This window comes from Pseudooceanicola nanhaiensis DSM 18065 (assembly GCF_000688295.1).
Classification (GTDB): domain Bacteria; phylum Pseudomonadota; class Alphaproteobacteria; order Rhodobacterales; family Rhodobacteraceae; genus Pseudooceanicola; species Pseudooceanicola nanhaiensis.
The window spans coordinates 124752-142284 of the sequence record NZ_JHZF01000011.1; the positions used below are offsets into that span (position 1 = coordinate 124752).

At 69.6% G+C, this 17533-nt stretch carries 19 protein-coding genes; 10 read left to right on the forward strand and 9 right to left on the reverse strand.

Features of this window, described 5'->3' with window-relative positions:
- Nucleotides 1-17: 17 nt before the first annotated feature.
- On the forward strand, nt 18-1163 hold the full coding sequence (locus Q344_RS0101555) for a glycosyltransferase 61 family protein (RefSeq protein ID WP_028285096.1): 1146 nt from the start codon (nt 18-20) through the stop codon (nt 1161-1163).
- Here the strand turns inward: Q344_RS0101555 and Q344_RS0101560 are convergent.
- The 5 genes from Q344_RS0101560 to Q344_RS22870 form a co-directional block, all read right to left on the reverse strand.
- Nucleotides 1152-2186, reverse strand: coding sequence for an NAD(P)/FAD-dependent oxidoreductase (locus Q344_RS0101560; protein WP_028285097.1), 1035 nt, complete (start codon nt 2184-2186; stop codon nt 1152-1154). The genes Q344_RS0101555 and Q344_RS0101560 overlap by 12 nt on opposite strands.
- Before the next feature lie 27 nt (nt 2187-2213).
- Nucleotides 2214-2555 (reverse strand): DUF427 domain-containing protein, encoded by a 342-nt coding sequence (locus tag Q344_RS0101565; RefSeq protein WP_028285098.1) that lies wholly within the window; start codon nt 2553-2555, stop codon nt 2214-2216.
- Nucleotides 2556-2673: 118 nt separating this feature from the next.
- On the reverse strand, nt 2674-4473 hold the full coding sequence (locus Q344_RS0101570; RefSeq protein ID WP_028285099.1) for an aminopeptidase P family protein: 1800 nt from the start codon (nt 4471-4473) through the stop codon (nt 2674-2676).
- Nucleotides 4474-4770: 297 nt separating this feature from the next.
- On the reverse strand, nt 4771-6648 hold the full coding sequence (cobT, locus tag Q344_RS0101575; RefSeq protein ID WP_028285100.1) for a cobaltochelatase subunit CobT: 1878 nt from the start codon (nt 6646-6648) through the stop codon (nt 4771-4773).
- Nucleotides 6649-6719: 71 nt separating this feature from the next.
- Entirely contained in the window at nt 6720-7169 is a 450-nt protein-coding gene (locus Q344_RS22870) for a winged helix-turn-helix transcriptional regulator (protein WP_229669115.1), read from the reverse strand.
- Nucleotides 7170-7251: 82 nt separating this feature from the next.
- Between Q344_RS22870 and Q344_RS0101585 the strand changes: the two genes are divergently transcribed.
- Nucleotides 7252-7854 (forward strand): NADPH-dependent FMN reductase, encoded by a 603-nt coding sequence (locus Q344_RS0101585; protein WP_028285101.1) that lies wholly within the window; start codon nt 7252-7254, stop codon nt 7852-7854.
- Nucleotides 7855-8072: 218 nt separating this feature from the next.
- Here Q344_RS0101585 and Q344_RS0101590 read toward each other — a convergent pair whose 3' ends face one another.
- The 4 genes from Q344_RS0101590 to cobS all read right to left on the reverse strand — a co-directional run bounded on the left by Q344_RS0101590 (nt 8073) and on the right by cobS (nt 11607).
- Nucleotides 8073-8276: a hypothetical protein gene (locus Q344_RS0101590; protein ID WP_028285102.1), complete on the reverse strand. Its 204-nt coding sequence runs from the start codon at nt 8274-8276 to the stop codon at nt 8073-8075.
- A gap of 89 nt (nt 8277-8365) precedes the next feature.
- Nucleotides 8366-8725 carry a hypothetical protein gene (locus Q344_RS0101595; protein WP_028285103.1) on the reverse strand — a complete coding sequence of 120 codons (360 nt, stop codon included), beginning with the start codon at nt 8723-8725 and terminating at the stop codon, nt 8366-8368.
- Nucleotides 8726-8809: 84 nt separating this feature from the next.
- Nucleotides 8810-10420, reverse strand: coding sequence for an ABC-F family ATP-binding cassette domain-containing protein (locus tag Q344_RS0101600; protein WP_028285104.1), 1611 nt, complete (start codon nt 10418-10420; stop codon nt 8810-8812).
- Between the two features lie 203 nt (nt 10421-10623).
- The gene (gene cobS / locus Q344_RS0101605) at nt 10624-11607 is read right to left on the reverse strand and encodes a cobaltochelatase subunit CobS (protein ID WP_028285105.1); all 984 of its coding nucleotides are present in this window, start codon (nt 11605-11607) and stop codon (nt 10624-10626) included.
- 139 nt (nt 11608-11746) lie between these two features.
- Here cobS and Q344_RS0101610 point away from each other — a divergent pair, with 139 nt between their 5' ends.
- The 8 genes from Q344_RS0101610 (at nt 11747) to Q344_RS26000 (ending at nt 17488) form a co-directional block, all read left to right on the forward strand.
- On the forward strand, nt 11747-12289 hold the full coding sequence (locus Q344_RS0101610) for a sigma-70 family RNA polymerase sigma factor (RefSeq protein ID WP_028285106.1): 543 nt from the start codon (nt 11747-11749) through the stop codon (nt 12287-12289).
- A complete protein-coding gene (locus Q344_RS0101615; protein ID WP_028285107.1) occupies nt 12286-12978 on the forward strand; it encodes an anti-sigma factor in 693 nt (230 codons plus the stop codon). Before Q344_RS0101610 ends, Q344_RS0101615 begins: the two co-directional genes overlap by 4 nt.
- Before the next feature lie 140 nt (nt 12979-13118).
- Nucleotides 13119-13679 carry a fasciclin domain-containing protein gene (locus Q344_RS0101620; protein ID WP_028285108.1) on the forward strand — a complete coding sequence of 187 codons (561 nt, stop codon included), beginning with the start codon at nt 13119-13121 and terminating at the stop codon, nt 13677-13679.
- A gap of 200 nt (nt 13680-13879) precedes the next feature.
- Nucleotides 13880-14350: a peptide-methionine (R)-S-oxide reductase MsrB gene (msrB, locus tag Q344_RS0101625; protein WP_028285109.1), complete on the forward strand. Its 471-nt coding sequence runs from the start codon at nt 13880-13882 to the stop codon at nt 14348-14350.
- A gap of 84 nt (nt 14351-14434) precedes the next feature.
- Complete coding sequence (locus Q344_RS0101630; RefSeq protein ID WP_028285110.1) at nt 14435-14857, forward strand: OsmC family protein; 423 nt, start codon at nt 14435-14437, stop codon at nt 14855-14857.
- A gap of 101 nt (nt 14858-14958) precedes the next feature.
- Nucleotides 14959-16365, forward strand: coding sequence for a cytochrome ubiquinol oxidase subunit I (locus Q344_RS0101635; RefSeq protein ID WP_028285111.1), 1407 nt, complete (start codon nt 14959-14961; stop codon nt 16363-16365).
- Nucleotides 16365-17390, forward strand: coding sequence for a cytochrome d ubiquinol oxidase subunit II (gene cydB / locus Q344_RS0101640; protein ID WP_028285112.1), 1026 nt, complete (start codon nt 16365-16367; stop codon nt 17388-17390). Before Q344_RS0101635 ends, cydB begins: the two co-directional genes overlap by 1 nt.
- Nucleotides 17390-17488: a DUF2474 domain-containing protein gene (locus Q344_RS26000; protein ID WP_156954614.1), complete on the forward strand. Its 99-nt coding sequence runs from the start codon at nt 17390-17392 to the stop codon at nt 17486-17488. Before cydB ends, Q344_RS26000 begins: the two co-directional genes overlap by 1 nt.
- Nucleotides 17489-17533 lie beyond the last annotated feature (45 nt).

The following is a 17533-nucleotide window of genomic DNA, read 5'->3' on the forward strand; positions in this document are numbered from 1 at the left end:
GGAGCGCCGGAGGCGGCATGAGCGACGAGACACCCGATCCGAACGATCCCGCCGGCCAGCCCCTTCCCGGGGGCGGCTGGTCCGAAGCGCTGCTGGAGCTGTCCGGCGCGCTGGTCGTGCCGCCCGTCGAAAGTGCCTTCGTGCAGGAGGCGGGCGTGCTGCATGCCGACGGGCGCTACTGCGCGGAAGGCGCGCTCTGGCGCAAGTGGCGGCCGCTGACCACCGCGCCGGCGGCGCCCACGGGCGATCTGCAGGACCTCGCCGGGACATGGATCTGGGGCGGCGTGCTCTGGCAGCATTTCGGGCATTTCCTGGCCGAAAGCACCGTGCGGTTCTGGGCGATCCCGCAGGTGCCCGGGGCGGCGGGCCTCCTCTTCGTTCCGAAGCGTCCCGGGGTGGGCGATCAGGTCGCAGGCTTCCAGCGCGCCTTCGTGGATCAGATGGCACCGAACATGGAGATCCGCGTGGCCACGGCGCCGGTGCGGGTCGAGCGGCTTGTCGTGCCGGGGCAGGGCTTCGGGCTGGGCCCGATCATCCGCGGCACCCGGGTCTTCCGCGGCGCGGTGCACGAAAGGTTCGGGGCCGGGATCGCAGCGGAGGGGCCCGGGCGGCTCTATGTCTCGCGCTCGGCGCTCGGCACCGGGCGGGGCGGGTTGATCGGCGAGAGCCGGCTCGAGGAGTATCTCGCCGCGGAGGGCTACGAGATATTCCACCCCCAGAAACACCCGATGAAGGTGCAGATCGCCCGCTACAAGGCCGCGCGGCAGGTGATCGGGGCCGAAGGCTCGGCGCTGCACCTGTTCGCCATGCTCGCCCGCCCGCACCAGCAGGTGGCCGTGATCCTGCGGCGCCGTTCGAGCGCGTCGAACTTCATCGAACAGCACATCGAGAGCTTCGGGGGACGGGCGCCGCACGCCGTGCAGGCGCTGCGCCGGATCTGGATGCCGGAGGGCACCACCGCCAAGCGCATGGGGCTGGGCGAGATCGACTTCCCGCAGGTCGAGGCCGAGCTCGCGGCCGCGGGCTTCGTTTCGGGCCGGGCCGGCTGGCGCGACATGACCGACGCGGAGGTCATGGCCCTGATCGGCCGCCGCGCGCAGAAGATGACGCCGCAGCTCACCCGCTCTCGCCGCCAGCGCCGCGCCGCGGCCTCAGTCGAGTAGGCCCGCGATCCGCTCCGCGATGACCGGGGCCAGCGCGACGCCGGGGTGCCCGCAGGCGAGGTAGAGCCCCTCGATCCCCCCGGCCGGCTCGGCAAGGCAGCCGGAGGCGGTGCGCGGCATCGGCCGCGCGGCGATCCCGGCGCTGGCGATCCGCCAGTTGCGCAGGTCGGGGAACCAGCGCTGCGCCACCGCCATCTTCTCGGCCGCCAGCGCGTCGAGCTCGCGCTCCGACTCGGGCCGCCACGTGGCCGCGACAAGGAAATGATCCGCCCGCCGGTCCTTGCGGATCTCGAGCCCCGGGCCGGAGAGCGCCAGAGTCGGCGCGGGCCCCTCGGCATAGAGCGTGATGAGCGCGGATGGCGAGCTGCCGATCTCGGGCGCCGTGACGCCGCCGGGCAGGAGCCGCGCGATGCCGGTCCCCGTGGCAAGGACGACGACCTCGGCGGGCAGAACCGTCTCGGCGGTCCGGAGGCCGGTGACGCGCCCGTTCGCGGTTTCGATCCCCAGCACCGAATGGCCGTAGAGCAGCGATGCGCCATGTTCGCCCGCGTCCTGCGCCAGCCGGGCGGCGGCGAGGCCGGGGCGCAGGAAGATGTCGCGCGGGGCATGGGCGGCGAGCGGGGGCACCTCGTCCAGATGCGGGGCAAGGCGGGCGATGTCCGCGGCATCCAGCGCCTCGACCTCGATCCCGAGCGCGCGGCGCTCGGCGATCATCGCGGCGGTCTCGGACTCGCTCTCCTGCCACGCGATCGCGCCCTCGCCGCTGACGAAGAGCTTGCCGTCGAGCGCGTCGTTCAGCACGTCGTAACCGGCGCGGCCTTCGGCGCGCACCGCCGCCGCCTCGGGCGAGGGCGCGCGGCGGCCGGCGATCTGCGTCAGCCAGCCGAAGGAGCGCCCCGAGACGCCCTGTCCCGCGCTCATCGCCGCGTCGATCAGCGTGATCTCGTGCCGCCCCTCGCGGGCGAGACGATGCGCCAGCACCGCGCCGACGATACCCGCGCCGACGATCGCGACGCGGGCCATGTCAGGAAAGGCCCCGCGCCGGCATGGTCAGACCCGCTCCACGGTCACGCTGTCGGAGGCGTAGAAGGCGAGGTGATCCTTGATCCGCTCGGCCTCGGGCAGGGGGGATTCATAGCTCCAGGCGGCGTTGGTGAGCTCGGAGCTCTTGGTGACGATGGAATAATAGCTGGCGTCGCCCTTCTTCGGGCAATGGGTGGCATGGTCGGTCCGGTCGAGGAAGGCCATCGCGACGTCCTCGCGCGGGAAGTAGATGACGAAGGGATAATCGCCCTCGCTCAGTTCCAGCGCGTCGCGGCTTTCGGCGAGCACGGCGCCGCCGGCGCGCACGGTCCAGGTTCCCTCGGCCTTGCGTATCCTGATGTCGCTCATTTCCTGTGCCCTCCCCTCGGCGTCTCCAAGGCGTCGTGCCTTGTCGGTGTAACAGGCGTATGTCGTGATGGTCGGCCCCCCGCAGGACGCGGCGGCGCTTGCCGGTGCGCCGATCGCGTCAGATCGGCTCGGTGACGCGATGCAACCACATCGCGGTGGCTTCGTCCAGACGCGGCGCAACTTTGTTGCGGACCTGCGCATGGTAGTCGTTGATCCAGCTCCGCTCGGCCTCGGTCAGCAGGGCGGGCTCGATCAGCCGGGTCTCGATGGGCACCCAGGTCAGGGTCTCGAATTCCAGCATCTCGCGGTCGTCCGCGCCTGCAAGCTCTGCGGCCGGCTGCACGACGATGAGGTTCTCGATCCGGATGCCGAAGGCGCCTTCGCGGTAATAGCCGGGTTCGTTCGACAGGATCATCCCTTCCTGCAGCGGCACCCCCGAGATGCGGCTCAGCCGCTGCGGGCCCTCGTGCACGCAGAGATAGGTGCCCACGCCGTGCCCGGTGCCGTGGTCGTAATCGAGCCCGGCCTCCCAGAGCGGGCGCCGCGCGAAGGCGTCGAGGTGCATCCCCGCGAGCCCCTTCGGAAAGCGCAGGCGCGAGATCGCGATCATGCCCTGCAACACGCGGGTATAGCAGGCCTTTTCCTCGGCCCCCGCGTCGCCCACCACGAGGGTGCGGGTGATGTCGGTGGTGCCGTCGAAATACTGCCCGCCCGAGTCGAGCACGATCAGGTCGCCCTCCTGGACCGCCCGGTTGGAGGCTTCACTCACCCGGTAATGCGGCAGCGCGCCGTTCGGGCCCGAACCGCAGATCGTGTCGAACGAGATGTCGAGCAGCGAATTCGTCTCGGCCCGGAAGCCTTCCAGCGCCGTGACGATGTCGATCTCGCGCATCCCGGCCTTCTCGGCCGCCTCGTACCACGCCAGCAGGCGGCACATGGCGGCGGCATCGCGCAGGTGCGCCTCGCGGGTGCCCGCGATCTCGGCCTCGGACTTGCAGGCCTTGGGCAGGATGCAGGGGTCGGAGCCCGTCGCGGTCTCGACCCCGCCCTCGGCCAGTTCGGCCTGCACCCAGACCGGGCAGGACCCGGTGTCGATCCGCACGGGACCCGAGAGGCGGCGCAGCAGCGGGCCGAATTCCTCGACGCCATGCAGCCGGACCCCGGTGCCGAGGTGATCGCGCAGCGCCGCGCCGATCTTGCCGGGGGCGGCCAGCAGGTCGACCGAGGCATCGTCATGCAGCACGGCGAAGCAATGCGGCACCGGGTTGCGCGGGATGTCCGCGCCGCGGATGTTCAGAAGCCACGCGATGCTGTCGGGCAGGGTGATGACCGCCGCCCGGTGCCCGGCGTCCGAGAGCTTCGCGGCGAGCCGCGCGCGCTTCTCGCCATGGGCCTCGCCCGCGAATTCGATGGGGTAGGGGGATATCTCCCCCATGGGCGGGGCGGGCTGGTCGTCCCAGACCCGGTCGACGAGGTTGTCGCAGGCGACCAGCTCGATCCCGGTGCCGTCCAGCGCCGTCCGCAGCGCCTCGACCTCGGAGACGGCGTGCAGCCACGGGTCGAACCCGACCCTGCCCCGCCCGAGCTTGTCCTTCAGCCAGTCGCCCGGCTTGACCTCGGGCCAGTTGACCGGCGTGTAGGCAGAGAGGTCCACCTGTTCCTTGACCTGCACCCGGTAGCGGCCGTCGACGAAGACGCCCGCCACGTCCTTCAGCGCGATGGCGAAGCCGGCCGAGCCGGTGAACCCCGTCAGCCAGGCCAGCCGGGCGTCGTGATCGGCGACGTATTCGCCCTGATGGGGATCCGCACGGGGGATCATGAACCCGTCCAGCCCCTCTGCCGTCATCGCCTCGCGCAGCGCGGCGAGCCGGGCGGCGCCCTTGTCGGTTTCGGAGGCGGTCTCGAAGGTCTGGAACATGTGCAGGCTCTCGGCTGTGGGGATGGGCGCAAGGGACCAGCATATCGGCCTGGGCGCAAGGGGGCGTGAGGGAAGGGCAGGGCGCGCGCCCCGGGCGTCGCCGGTGCGACGTCAGTGCCGCCTCGGGCGGGGCATCACGGCGATCGGCCCGGGCGATGAAGGCCGGGGCCCGCGTGTTCGGGCCCCCGAGCCACGGAGCCGGCCCGCGCATCCGGCCGGGCGTTCAGCGTGGCGGGACGGGACGATCGCGGCGCAGGCGTTCGATGCGGCAATGCCAGCCGGACGGCTGCGCCCGGCTCAGGACGCCTTGCGGATCCCCGCGAAACGGGCGCGGGCCCGGGGGTCGGCGTCGAAGAGCGCGGCGAGCTGTTCGGTCATCGCACCGGCCAGCTGCTCCACGTCGGTGATCGTCACCGCGCGGTCGTAGTAGCGGGTCACGTCGTGGCCGATGCCGATGGCCAGCAGCTCCACCGCCTTGCGCTTCTCGACCATGGAGATCACGTCGCGCAGGTGCTTCTCGAGGTAGTTCGCCGGGTTGACCGAAAGGGTCGAGTCGTCCACCGGCGCCCCGTCCGAGATCACCATCAGGATCTTGCGCGCCTCGCGGCGGCCGATCATCCGCTTGTGCGCCCATTCGAGCGCCTCGCCGTCGATGTTCTCCTTCAGGAGGCCTTCCTTCATCATCAGCCCGAGGTTCGGGCGCGCCCGGCGCCAGGGCGCGTCGGCGGACTTGTAGACGATGTGGCGCAGGTCGTTCAGGCGACCGGGCTGCTGCGGGCGGCCGTCGGCCAGCCATTTCTCGCGGCTCTGCCCGCCCTTCCAGGCGCGGGTGGTGAAGCCGAGGATCTCGACCTTCACGCTGCACCGCTCCAGGGTCCGCGCCAGCACGTCGGCACAGATCGCGGCGATCGAGATCGGGCGGCCCCGCATCGAGCCCGAGTTGTCGAGGAGGAGCGTCACGACCGTGTCGCGGAACTCCATGTCCTTCTCGACCTTGAACGACAGCGGCGTCGTCGGGTTCGCCACGACCCGTGCGAGGCGGCCCGCGTCGAGCACGCCTTCTTCCTTGTCGAATTCCCAGGACCGGTTCTGCTGCGCCTGCAGGCGGCGTTGCAGCTTGTTCGCCAGCCGTCCGACCGCGCCCTTGAGCGGTTCGAGCTGCTGGTCGAGATAGGCGCGCAGGCGCTCCAGCTCGACCGGGTCGGCGAGGTCCTCGGCATTCACCTCCTCGTCGTTCTCGGCGGAATAGACGAGGTAGTTCGGATCGGCCTCGGAGGCGGGCGGCGGCGGCGGCGGCTCGAGCGGCGCCTCGCCGTCGGGCATCTCGGTTTCCTCGCCCATCTCCTCGTCGGCCATGTCGTCCATCGAGACCTGCGCCTCGGTCGGGTCCTGCTGTTCGTCCTGGGACTGCTCGGGGCTGGCCTCCGCGTCCTCGTCCTCCTGCTCGTCATTGCCGGTGGAGTCGGGCTGGTCCTCTTCCTCACCGTCCTCGGTGGCCTCGTCCGGGGCCTCCTCGTCCGAGCCGTCGGGGTCCTCGCCCAGCTGGTCGCCGTAGCCCAGCTCGTCGATGATCTGCCGGGCGAAGCGGGCGAATTCACGCTGGTCGGCCAGCTTGTCGTTCAGGTCTTCCAGCGTGGTGCCGGCCTGGGATTCGATGAACCCGCGCCACAGCTCCATGACGTTCTGCGCGCCCTCGGGCATCTCGCGGCCCGTGGCGAGGTGGCGGACGAGGTAGCCCGCCGCCACCGGCAGGGGCGCGTCGGCGGCCTGCTTGATCTGTTCATAGCCCATCCGCCGCGCCTCGGCGCCGATCTTGGCGTCGATGTTCTTGGCGGTGCCGGGCATGTCGCGCGCGCCCATGGCCTCGCAGCGGGCGGTCTCCATCGCCTCGTAAAGCTCGCGCGCCATCTCGCCCGGGGGGGAATATTTCGCGTGGGTCTTCGCGTCGTGGTAGCGGTGGTGCAGCGCCAGCGCGTCGGCGGTGCCGCGCGCCATCAGCACCTCTTCCTTCGACATCCGGCGGCTCACCTGCGGCAGGCGCACCGTGTCGGCGGTCTTGCCCGAGGGATCGACCGAATAGGTCACGTTCAGCTCGGGGTCATGCGCCATGACCTTGGTGGCCTCGGCCAGGGCCTTCTTGAACGGATCGGCGGGATTGTCGCTGGACTTGCTCATGCGTTTGGTAAAGCACTCCCCAGTGTCATCGGCAAGAGGGGTTCGCCGGGTCCAGCTGTCGCCGAGCCCGCTCACCCGTTCTCCCGGGCATCATAGGCGGCGCGGGCCGCGCTGATCTCGTCCATGTTCGTCACCGTCCAGCAGGCGAGGTGGCTGATCGGCACCAGGAGGTCGCGGCCCAGCCCGGTCAGCGCGTATTCCACCTGCGGCGGGCGCGAGGGCGTGACCGTGCGGCTGACGAAGCCGTCCCGCTCGAGGTTGCGCAGGGTCGAGGTCAGCATCTTCTGCGAGATGTTCCCGATCCCGCGGCGCAGCTCGTTGAACCGCATCGAGTTCTCGCCGAGGTAGGAGACGACCAGCACGGTCCACTTGTCCCCGATCCGGCTGAGCAGGTCGGAGACGGCGGTGCAGCTGCCCTCGGGGCCATGGAAACGCTTGACGCTTTCCTCGCAGGGAGAGGCCTCTGTGTGCACCCGCGCAACCGGTGTGCGGTGAGTGAGGGCGGAATCGAACGGTTTCAAAAAGGTGCCTCCTTGCGACTCGTGGCGGGTTCCATTTTATCCGTGGTTACCAAAAGAAACCATCCCTTCCGGAGATTGTGACATGACCACCAAACCCCGCATCGCCGTCATCGTCGGCACCACCCGCCCGACCCGCTGGGGCGTGAAGCCCGCCGAGTGGATCAAGGGCAAGATCGAACAGGACGGCCGCATGAGCGCGGATATCCTCGACATCGCCTCCTACGACCTGCCGTTCTTCGATGAGCCCGCCTCCAATCGCTGGATGCCGTCGCAGAACCCTCAGGCCGTGAAATGGCAGCGGGATCTCGACCAGTACGACGGATTTGTGTTCGTCGTCGCGGAATACAACCACTCGATCTCCGGCGCGCTGAAGAATGCCTTCGACCAGGCCTTCAACGAATGGAACCGCAAGCCCGCCGCCGTGGTCGGCTATGGTGGCGTCGGCGCGGCGCGCGCGGTCGAGCATCTGCGCGCTATCGCGGTCGAAGTGCACATGGTGAACGTGCCGAGCGCGGTGCATATCGCCGGGGGCGAATTCGTCCGGGTCCACCCGCTGGGTGGCGTCGAGGACGACATCAGCGCGATCGAGGACAAGCTGAACACCAATGCGATGATCGACGATCTCTACTGGTGGACCGACGCGCTGAAGACCGCCCGCGCCGCAACCCGCGCCGAAGCGGCCTGAGCCCTTCCGTCAGTCTCCGGTCAGCAGCGCCTCGCTGCATGACCGGGGGCGGGCGTGACGCCGGGTTTCCGCCCGCAGCGCGCGCCCTTCGTCGGTGACACGGGCGGTGCGGGCGAGGCGGACGCGACCTCCGTCCAGCCGCCGGCCTGCCGGCGTTCAGCATGGGCGGTGTCCAGCCCGCTGTCGCGTGCATCGGCCAGGGCGGTCGTAACGAGCCCCTATTCCAGTTTCCGGCATTCCATCGCGAGCCGATCGAAGAGCATGACGCTCTCCGGGTCTCCGATGACATAGGCTTCGGCGAGCAGCTGCATGTCGCGGCGCAGCTGCGCGATCACGGCCTTGCCTCCCGCACCGGCCATCTTCTCGAACCGCCGGGCGAGCGCCTCGGAATTCTCGGTCTCGCTCAGGTAGCCGGGTATCACCTTGCCCGCGTCGACGACGCCGAACCAGAGGGCGGCGCAGCGGCCGGCGTCCTCGGAAGAGGCGGTCGCGGGCAGGGTGCTGGCGAGTATCAGGACAAGAGCAGCGAAAGACAGGCTGAAAGCGCCCGTTCGGACAGCCGACCGGCCTGTGCCGCGTCGCGCGGATGCGATCCGTTCCGCGCCCGGGTGAGCAGGAGCGCCTGCGCCGTCTTGGCCTCCACGCGCCGGTTCAGGACGGCGCGCCCGTCCGCGGGGTGCATCGTGGCCTCCAAAAGGTCGATCATCCGGGCGCGCTGTTGCCGCGTGCGCTCCGAGGCCGGCGGGTCGACGATCCACTGATGCTCCATGAGCGCCGACAAGCGCCCCGTGCAGGCGGCGAAGTCCATGGTCGGGTTGGCTGCGGTCGCGGGAAGGGCCACCGCCGGTGAGATGGGCAGGAACAGGGCCATGAGGGCCAGACATGTTCGCAAACCGCTCATGATTTGGACAATACGCCATGTGGACCGCCGATCAATCGTGCAAAATGTAAACCTTTAACGGGTGTGGCTCCCGCGAGGGCCCGCGGTGGCTGCCATGGACAACACCCGGTCCACCCCGATTTGTTCCATGAAATAACTATCGTGGCTGACAATTACGAGGGCGCCGTCGTAGCCGAGCAGCGCCGCTTCGAGGGCGGTCAGGGCGTCGAGATCGAGGTGGTTGGTCGGCTCGTCGAGGATCAGCAGCTGCGGCGGCACGGCGCGGCCCAGGGTGCAGGCGAGGCCTGCCCGCAGCCGTTCGCCCCCGCTCAGCGTGCCGACCTGCCGCAGCCCGTCGTCCGCGCGGAAATCGAACCGCGCCAGCGCGGCACGGGCGGCATTGTCGGTGGTCCCGGGATCGAGCCTGCGGACGTTCTCGAGGATCGAGGCGCCGGGGTCGAGCAGGGTCACGCTCTGGTCGAGGCGCGCATGCGGCACGAGGATCTCCGCCCGGCCCGACAGGGGCTGCAGCGCACCCGTCAGCAGCGACAGCAGCGTCGTCTTGCCGCTGCCGTTCGGCCCGGTGACGGCGAGCCGCTCGGGCCCCGTCACGGTGAGGTCGAGACGGCGGACCGGCGGCTCCGCGGGATCATGGCCCCCGGTCAGCGCCTCGGCCCGCAGGACGGTGCGCGCGGCCGGCAGTCCGCTGGCCGGCAGGTCCATCGCCACCGGGCGCAGGATTTCGACCTTCTCGCGCGCGGCGTCGAGCGCGGCCTCGCTCTCGGCTCGCCGGGCGTCGCGGAGCCGGGCATGCGCACCGCCCGAAGCCTCGCTCCGCTCCTTCATCGCGTCGAGCAGGATTTTGGGCTGGTCGCCCCTGGCCCGCTTGCGCTTTCCCGCCCCGTCGCGCCGGGCCTTGCGCTCGGCCGCCTGCCGGGCGCGCCGCGCGGCCTCGTCCCGGCGCTTCGCGGCTTCGGCGAGGTCGTGTTCGGCCGCCTCCAGTTCGACGGCCTTCTGCGCGCGGTAGGCGCCGTAATTGCCGCCGTATCGGATCGCGCCCAGGGCGGAGAGCTCGACGATGGCGTCCATCCGTTCGAGCAATGCGCGGTCGTGGCTGACGACGACGGCGCCCCCGGTCCAGTTTTCGAGGAGCGCGGCCACCGCGTCGCGGCCCGCGCGGTCGAGGTTGTTGGTCGGCTCGTCCAGCAGAAGGAGGTCGGGCGCATCGAAGACCAGCGCCGCCAAGCCCGCGCGGGTTCGCTGCCCGCCCGACAGGGCGGCAAGCGGTGTCTCGGGCGGGATGTCGAGGTCGAACCGGGCGAGGGCGGCGGCGATGCGCTCGGCCAGCGTCCAGTCCGCGCGCTCGAGATCGGCGAGCGAGGCGGTGCCGGCCTCGGCCCGCGCCAGCACCGCCAGCCCCGCGCGGGCGGCGAAGAGGTCGGCGATGGTCCCGCCGGCGGCGCCGGTTTCCTGCCGCAGCAGGCCGATGCGACCGTCGAGCCGGACGACCCCGCGCGCGGGCGCGAGCTCGCCCGCGATCACGCGCAGCAGGGTGGATTTCCCGGTGCCGTTGCGACCGACGAGGCCGCAGCGTTCGGCGCCGAAGCGGAGGGTTATGTCGGAGAGAAGCGGGCTGCCGTCAGGCCGGGTGAGGGACAGCTCGGACAGGGTGATGAGGGAGGGCATGGACGGACTTTCGGTGCGGACGCGGAAGGGCGAAGGCGGCGAAAGTGCGATCCATGTCGAAAATGTCCTCTGGCTTCTGGACCGGGGATCTAGGCGGTGGCGCTGCGAAGTTCAACAGCCACCTCCGCCCGACAGCAGAACGCCGCCCGGGTCACAGGGTCCCGGACGGCGTCTGCAGGTCTCTGATGAAGGGCGGCGGCCCCTCAGCTGGCCATCGAGGCGGCGCTCTCGGGCAGTTCCTCGTCGAAGCAGCGCTGGTAGAACTCGGCCACGGTCTGGCGTTCGAGCTCGTCGCACTTGTTGAGGAAGGTCAGCCGGAAGGCATAGCCGATGGAGCGGAAGATCTCGGCGTTCTGGGCCCAGGTGATGACGGTCCGGGGGCTCATCACGGTCGAGAGGTCGCCGTTCATGAAGGCGGTCCGGGTCAGGTCCGCGACGGTGACCATCTGCTTGACGGTCTTGCGGCCCTTCTCGTTGTTGTAATGCGGCGCCTTGGCGAGGACGATCGCGGTCTCGGCGTCGATGCTGAGGTAGTTCAGCGTCGCGACGAGCGACCAGCGGTCCATCTGCGCCTGGTTGATCTGCTGGGTGCCGTGGTAGAGCCCGGTCGTGTCGCCGAGACCCACGGTGTTCGAGGTCGCAAACAGCCGGAAATACTTGTTCGGCGTGATGATCTCGTTCTGGTCGAGCAGCGTGAGCTTGCCGTCATGCTCCAGCACGCGCTGGATCACGAACATCACGTCGGCGCGGCCGGCGTCGTATTCATCGAAGACGATGGCGACGGGGTTGCGGAGCGCCCAGGGCAGGATGCCTTCGTGGAACTCCGTCACCTGCTTGCCGTCGCGCAGCTTGATCGCGTCCTTGCCGATCAGGTCGATCCGGGAGATGTGGCTGTCGAGGTTCACCCGCACGCAGGGCCAGTTCAGCCGGGCCGCGACCTGTTCGATGTGGGTCGACTTGCCGGTGCCGTGGTAGCCCTGGATCATGACGCGGCGATTGTGGCCGAAGCCCGCGAGGATCGCCATCGTCGTGTCGGGGTCGAACTTGTAGGTGCTGTCGATCTCGGGCACCCGGTCGGTGCGTTCCTCGAAGCCCTTCACCAGCATGTCGCTGTCGATGCCGAAGACATCCCGAACGGAAACTTCGTCAGTCGGTTTGGCGTTGATATCGCTCGATCCGTCCGCCATGCTCGCCATGTCCTTTTCGTCCCACTCGGATTTGCACGGCCCGTGGTGCCTCATATCCAGGGCGGACACAAGAGTGTGGGGCGCAAAACCATAACCCGGGCGGGTCAGAACGGGAAACGAGGGGGAGGTGTCCGGGCGCATGAGCAGCCGGGAAGAAATCGAGGAGCACATCGCGCGCTGTGCGCTCGGCGACCGCGAGGCCTTCGCGGCGCTCTATCGCGCGACCTCGGCGAAACTCTTCGGCGTCTGCCTGCGTGTGTTGAATTCGAGGGCCGAAGCAGAGGACGCGCTACAGGAGATTTACGTCAAGATCTGGCGGAATGCCGACCGCTACAAGGCGGGCGGCTACAGCCCGATGACATGGCTCATCACGATCGCCCGAAACCATGCAATCGACCGGCTCAGGGCGCGGCGCGCCACCGGCGGTCAGATGGAGGAAGCCGAGCTCGTGGCCGATGCCGGCCCGGGACCCGAGGCACTTGCCATCGCCGAGTCCGAGCGCGGCCGGATCGTCACCTGCCTGGCCGAACTGCCCGATGACCGGGCCGAGGCGGTCCGGCTCGCCTACCTGCATGGGGAGACCTATGCGGACCTCGCGGCGCGTTTCGACGTGCCGATCAACACGATGCGGACATGGCTGCGACGCAGCCTGATGAAACTGAAGGAGTGCCTCCTGCGATGAGCGGCGAAGGCGACATGCGCGAGGACGACAGCGTCCAGGCCGGGGAATACGTCCTCGGGCTGATGGACGCCCCGTCCGCGCGGGCCTTCGAGGCCCGGCTCGCCGCCGAACCCGCCCTGCGCGGGCTCGTCGCCGCATGGGAGGACGACTTCGCCGCCCTGGCCGCGGACATCCCCGAGGACGCGCCGCCGCATTCCGTCTGGCACGGCATCACGTCAGAGCTGTTCGACGCGGGCGAGAAGCGCTCGATCTGGGCGCGGATCGGGCTGGGGCAGATCCTCGTGGGCGCGGCCGCCGCCGCGCTGATCGCATTCGCCGTGATGCAGGCCGGGTTGCTGAGCCCCGGCGCCACACCCGAATACCGCGCCGAGGTCGCCGCCGCGGACCAGAGCCTGCTCTTCACCGCCGAGTTCGACAACGAGAGCGGCAGCCTCAGCCTGACCCGCGTGGCGGGGCAGGCGGCGCCGGGACGCTCGCTCGAGATCTGGCTGATCGCGGGCGACGAGGCCCCGGTTTCGGTCATGGTCTGGCCCAGCGACACGGAGACCGAGGAGATCGTGCTCCCGGCCCCGATCGCCGCCGCGCTGCCGGGCGGCACCTTCGCCATATCGGACGAACCCGAAGGCGGCTCTCCGACGGGCGCGCCCACGGGCGACGTGCTGGCGACGGGGCAGGTCGTCCCGATCTGATCGCGGGGGCCGGGCCTCACGCAACGTCACGCAAGTGTGAACCCCGCGGCGATCGAAAAGGAAACCGCTCCGCGTGCCGGCCCGTAACTCCTCCAACCGGGTCAGGAGGCCCGGCCCAGACAATGTGGAGGAAACACCAGATGACTTTCAGAACCGCCCTGACCGCCAGCGCCGCCGCCATCGCGATCGCCACCGGCGCCCTTGCTGCCAGCCACGGCAATCCGATGGTCGGCGGCGCCGAGATGTCGCCGGACAAGACCATCGTCGAGAATGCCAGCGCATCCGCCGACCACACCACGCTCGTTGCCGCCGTTCAGGCCGCCGACCTGGTCGAGACGCTGTCGGGCGAAGGTCCGTTCACCGTCTTCGCGCCGACCAACGCGGCTTTCGAGGCGCTGCCCGAGGGCACGGTCGAGGACCTGCTCAAGCCCGAGAACAAGGAGCAGCTCGCCAAGATCCTGACCTGCCACGTTGTCGCGGCCGAAGCGATGTCGGACGCCATCAAGGGCATGATCGACGATCACAACGGCACCCATCCGGTCGAGACCGTGGGCGGCTGCACGTTGCAGGCGACCTACGAGGGTGACACCATCATGCTCGAGGACGAGACGGGCAACACCGCCACCGTCACCATCGCGGATGTCGACCAGTCGAACGGCGTCGTGCACGTGATCGACGCGGTGATGCTGCCCCAGATGTGAGCCGGACGGGCGGCCGGATACTCCTCTTTCCGGCTCGTCCGCTGCTCGCGGATCGCGGCGGGGTATATACGCCTCCACCCGGGCTCCCGCCGCGGTTTTTCTTGTCACCCCGGTCGCCGCACCGCCATCTCGGGCGGTACGGCAGGGCGCCGCGAAGAGGCGCGCGCCCGGGCCGGCCGATCCGATCCAGGGAGGACATCATGAACCGCAGGACCTTCTCGGCCGCCGCCCTTCTGGCGCCCCTCGCGATCTCGCGCGGCGCCCCGGCCGCCGCAGCCCGCAGTTTCGAGGTGCAGCGCACCGAGGCCGAATGGCGCGCGATGCTGTCGCCGCTGGAATACCGGGTCATGCGACAGGAAGGCACCGAGCGTGCGGGCACCTCGCCGCTCACCGACGAGAAGCGCGCCGGCACCTATCTCTGCCGGGGCTGCGACCTGCCGCTCTACCCGAGCGACACCAAGTACGACAGCGGCACCGGCTGGCCCAGCTTCTGGAAGGCGCTGCCCGAGGCCATCGAGACCAAGCAGGACCGCAAGCTGTTCATGCTGCGGACCGAATGCCACTGCCGCCGCTGCGGATCGCACCTCGGGCACATCTTCGAAGACGGCCCGCAACCCACGGGCAAGCGCCACTGCATCAACGGCGTTTCGCTGAAATTCGTCCCGGCCTGAGCGGAACCGCCCCGACACCCTTCCTGTTGATCCCGGCAGGGCGCGCATCGGGCGCGCCGCCGCAGGACAAGGGAGATTTCAGCGATGAAACGCAGCGGATCCGCCGTCTGGCAAGGTGACCTCAAGACCGGGAAGGGGCATATCTCGTCCCAGTCGGGTGTGCTCGACGACGCGCAATACGGCTTCAACACCCGTTTCGAGGACGGCCCCGGCACCAACCCCGAGGAACTGATCGGCGCCGCGCACGCGGGCTGCTTCTCGATGGCGCTCTCGAACATCATGGGCGAGGACGGGGTGACACCCGATCAGATCGCCACCAAGGCCTCGGTCACGCTCGAGCAGAAGGACGACGGCTTCGCGATCACCAAGGTGCATCTTGACGTGACCGCCGCCGTTCCGGGCATGTCGGAGCAGGATTTCCAGGCCGCGGCCGAGAAGGCGAAGTCGGGCTGCCCCGTCTCCAAGCTGCTGAATGCCGAGATCACGATGGACGCGCGCCTCGCCTGACGGCACGGCCCGGGGCGCGGCCCAATGGTCGCACCCCACTTGGTTTACGCCGCACATGCATTACCCTCTCGCAAGACCTTCACCTTGCGAGGGGTTCCGCGATGGACACGTTTCTGGGCTTTGACGCGATCCTGCTGGCACGCATGCAGTTCGCCTTCACCGTCGCGTTCCACTTCATCTTCCCGGCCTTCTCGATCGGTCTTGCCTCCTACCTGGCCGTGCTGAACGCGCTCTGGCTGCGCTCGCGCGACGAGATCTGGCTGCGGCTCTTCAATTACTGGGTCAAGATCTTCGCCGTGGTCTTCGCCATGGGCGTCGTATCCGGCATCGTCATGTCTTACCAGTTCGGCACCAACTGGTCCGTCTTCTCGGACCTGGCGGGGCCGGTCATCGGTCCGCTGATGGCCTACGAGGTCATGACCGCCTTCTTCCTCGAGGCCGGGTTCCTCGGGATCATGCTCTTCGGCCGCCAGAAGGTGGGGGACGGGCTGCACATGATGGCGACCGCCCTGGTCGCCATCGGCACCGCGATCTCGGCCACGTGGATCCTGTCGGTCAATTCCTGGATGCACACGCCGCAGGGCCACATCATCGGCGAGAACGGGCAGTTCCTGCCCGCCGACTGGATCGCGATCATCTTCTCGCCCTCCTTCCCCTACCGCCTCGCGCATGCGCTGACCGCGGCCTATCTCACCACGGCCTTCGTGGTCGGCGGGGTGGCGGCCTGGCACCTGCTGCGCGGCAGCCACGACAACCGCGGGGTGCGGCGGATGTTCTCGATGGCCATGGGCATGGCCGCCGTCGTCGCGCCGCTGCAGATCTACATCGGCGACGCCCACGGGCTGAACACCTACGAGCACCAGCCCGTGAAGGTCATGGCGATGGAGGGACATTTCGAGAGCCATCCCGACGGGGCGCCGCTGATCCTCTTCGGCATCCCCGACCAGGAGGCCGGTGTGATGCGCTATTCCATCGAGATTCCAAAGCTCTCCTCCCTGATCCTCGAGCATGACCCGAACGCGCCCATGGCCGGGCTCGACACCGTGCCGGCCGAGGAGGAGCCCCCCGTGGCGGTGGTCTTCTGGGCCTTCCGGATCATGGTCGGGATCGGCTTCGCGATGCTGGGCGTGGGCATGTGGGCGCTCTGGGCGCGGTTCCGCGGGCGGCTCTACGATTCGCCCTGGCTGCTGCGCTCGGCGGTGGTCATGGGGCCCTCGGGCTTCGTCGCGGTGACGGCGGGCTGGTTCACGACCGAGGTCGGCCGCCAGCCCTACACGATCTACGGCCTGCTCCGGACGGTCGACAGCGCCTCGCCGCTCGGCGCCTCGGCCGTGGGAATGTCGCTCATCGCCTTCATCTGCGTCTATTTCGCCGTCTTCGGGGCCGGGGTGCTCTACCTGCTGCGGCTGATGGCGCATCCGCCGGAACCGGGCGAGCCGGAGGCGGACGAGGTGCCGGGACCGATCCGGACCGGCGGCATGAGCGCGGCGCAGCAGGAGGGCATGTGATGGGACTGGGCGTCGATTTCGACCTGACCGTGGCCTGGGCGCTGGTGCTGGCGCTGGCGGTCTGGATCTACGTGGTGCTCGACGGGTTCGACCTGGGGATCGGCATCCTCTACCCGCTCTTCCCGAAGAAGCGCTCGCGCGACCTGATGATGAACGCGGTCGCCCCGGTCTGGGACGGCAACGAGACCTGGCTGGTCCTGGGCGGCGGCGGGCTGATGGCGGCCTTCCCGTTGGCCTACGCGATCCTCCTGCCCGCGCTCTACCCGCCGATCGTGGCGATGCTGCTGGCGCTCGTCTTCCGCGGCGTGGCCTTCGAGTTCCGCTGGAAGACCACGAGCCGCTTCGGCCGGCGGTTCTGGGACATGGCCTTCTTCGGCGGCTCGCTGGTGGCGGCGCTGGCGCAGGGGATCACGCTGGGCGCGCTGCTGCAGGGCATCGAGGTCGAGGGACGCGCCTATGCCGGCGGCTGGTGGGACTGGCTGACGCCCTTCTCGCTGCTCTGCGGGGCGGCGGTGGCGGCGGGCTATGCCTTCCTCGGCGCCTGCTGGCTGGTGCTGAAGCTCGAGGGCGAGGACCAGACGCCCTTCCGCCATCTCGCGCGGGTGCTGGGGCTGGTGACGGTGGGCTTCATCGCCGCCGTCTCGCTGGCGACGCCGTTCCTCGAGGCCGATTACTACCAGCGCTGGTTCACCTGGCCGCAGATGCTGGCCGCGGCCCCCGTGCCGATCGCGGTGGCGGCGATCACGCTGCTGCTGGCGCGCTCGCTCCTGCACGAGGGCCGCGACTGGCTGCCCTTCGTGCTGGGCCTCGCGCTCTTCGGGCTGTGCTTCCTGGGGCTCGGGCTCTCGATGTGGCCCAATGTCATCCCGCCCGACGTGACGATCTGGGACGCCGCGGCACCCGAGAAGAGCCAGGTCTTCATGGGGGTGGGCGCCTTGGTGCTGCTGCCGATCATCCTCGGCTACACGGGCTATGCCTACTGGGTCTTCCGCGGCAAGCTCGACCCGGAGAAAGGCTACCACTGATGTGGAGCCGTCGCCTCCTGTGGTTCGTGGCGCTCTGGGTGGCCTCCGTCTCGGTCCTCGGCCTGATCGCCTACGCGATCCGCTCCGTCATCCTCTGAGCCCGACGCGCGCCGCTCGTGCCTGACGGCACGTCGCCCCGCCCG

Excerpts from the sequence above, each read along its gene's own strand:
- Q344_RS0101555 (WP_028285096.1), top strand. The coding sequence starts at position 18 with ATGAGCGACGAGACACCCGATCCGAACGATCCCGCCGGCCAGCCCCTT.
- Q344_RS0101560 (WP_028285097.1), bottom strand. The coding sequence starts at position 2,186 with ATGGCCCGCGTCGCGATCGTCGGCGCGGGTATCGTCGGCGCGGTGCTG.
- Q344_RS0101565 (WP_028285098.1), bottom strand. The coding sequence starts at position 2,555 with ATGAGCGACATCAGGATACGCAAGGCCGAGGGAACCTGGACCGTGCGC.
- Q344_RS0101570 (WP_028285099.1), bottom strand. The coding sequence starts at position 4,473 with ATGTTCCAGACCTTCGAGACCGCCTCCGAAACCGACAAGGGCGCCGCC.
- cobT (WP_028285100.1), bottom strand. The coding sequence starts at position 6,648 with ATGAGCAAGTCCAGCGACAATCCCGCCGATCCGTTCAAGAAGGCCCTG.
- Q344_RS0101585 (WP_028285101.1), top strand. The coding sequence starts at position 7,252 with ATGACCACCAAACCCCGCATCGCCGTCATCGTCGGCACCACCCGCCCG.
- Q344_RS0101595 (WP_028285103.1), bottom strand. The coding sequence starts at position 8,725 with ATGGCCCTGTTCCTGCCCATCTCACCGGCGGTGGCCCTTCCCGCGACC.
- Q344_RS0101600 (WP_028285104.1), bottom strand. The coding sequence starts at position 10,420 with ATGCCCTCCCTCATCACCCTGTCCGAGCTGTCCCTCACCCGGCCTGAC.
- cobS (WP_028285105.1), bottom strand. The coding sequence starts at position 11,607 with ATGGCGGACGGATCGAGCGATATCAACGCCAAACCGACTGACGAAGTT.
- Q344_RS0101610 (WP_028285106.1), top strand. The coding sequence starts at position 11,747 with ATGAGCAGCCGGGAAGAAATCGAGGAGCACATCGCGCGCTGTGCGCTC.
- Q344_RS0101615 (WP_028285107.1), top strand. The coding sequence starts at position 12,286 with ATGAGCGGCGAAGGCGACATGCGCGAGGACGACAGCGTCCAGGCCGGG.
- Q344_RS0101620 (WP_028285108.1), top strand. The coding sequence starts at position 13,119 with ATGACTTTCAGAACCGCCCTGACCGCCAGCGCCGCCGCCATCGCGATC.
- msrB (WP_028285109.1), top strand. The coding sequence starts at position 13,880 with ATGAACCGCAGGACCTTCTCGGCCGCCGCCCTTCTGGCGCCCCTCGCG.
- Q344_RS0101630 (WP_028285110.1), top strand. The coding sequence starts at position 14,435 with ATGAAACGCAGCGGATCCGCCGTCTGGCAAGGTGACCTCAAGACCGGG.
- Q344_RS0101635 (WP_028285111.1), top strand. The coding sequence starts at position 14,959 with ATGGACACGTTTCTGGGCTTTGACGCGATCCTGCTGGCACGCATGCAG.
- cydB (WP_028285112.1), top strand. The coding sequence starts at position 16,365 with ATGGGACTGGGCGTCGATTTCGACCTGACCGTGGCCTGGGCGCTGGTG.
- Q344_RS26000 (WP_156954614.1), top strand. The coding sequence starts at position 17,390 with ATGTGGAGCCGTCGCCTCCTGTGGTTCGTGGCGCTCTGGGTGGCCTCC.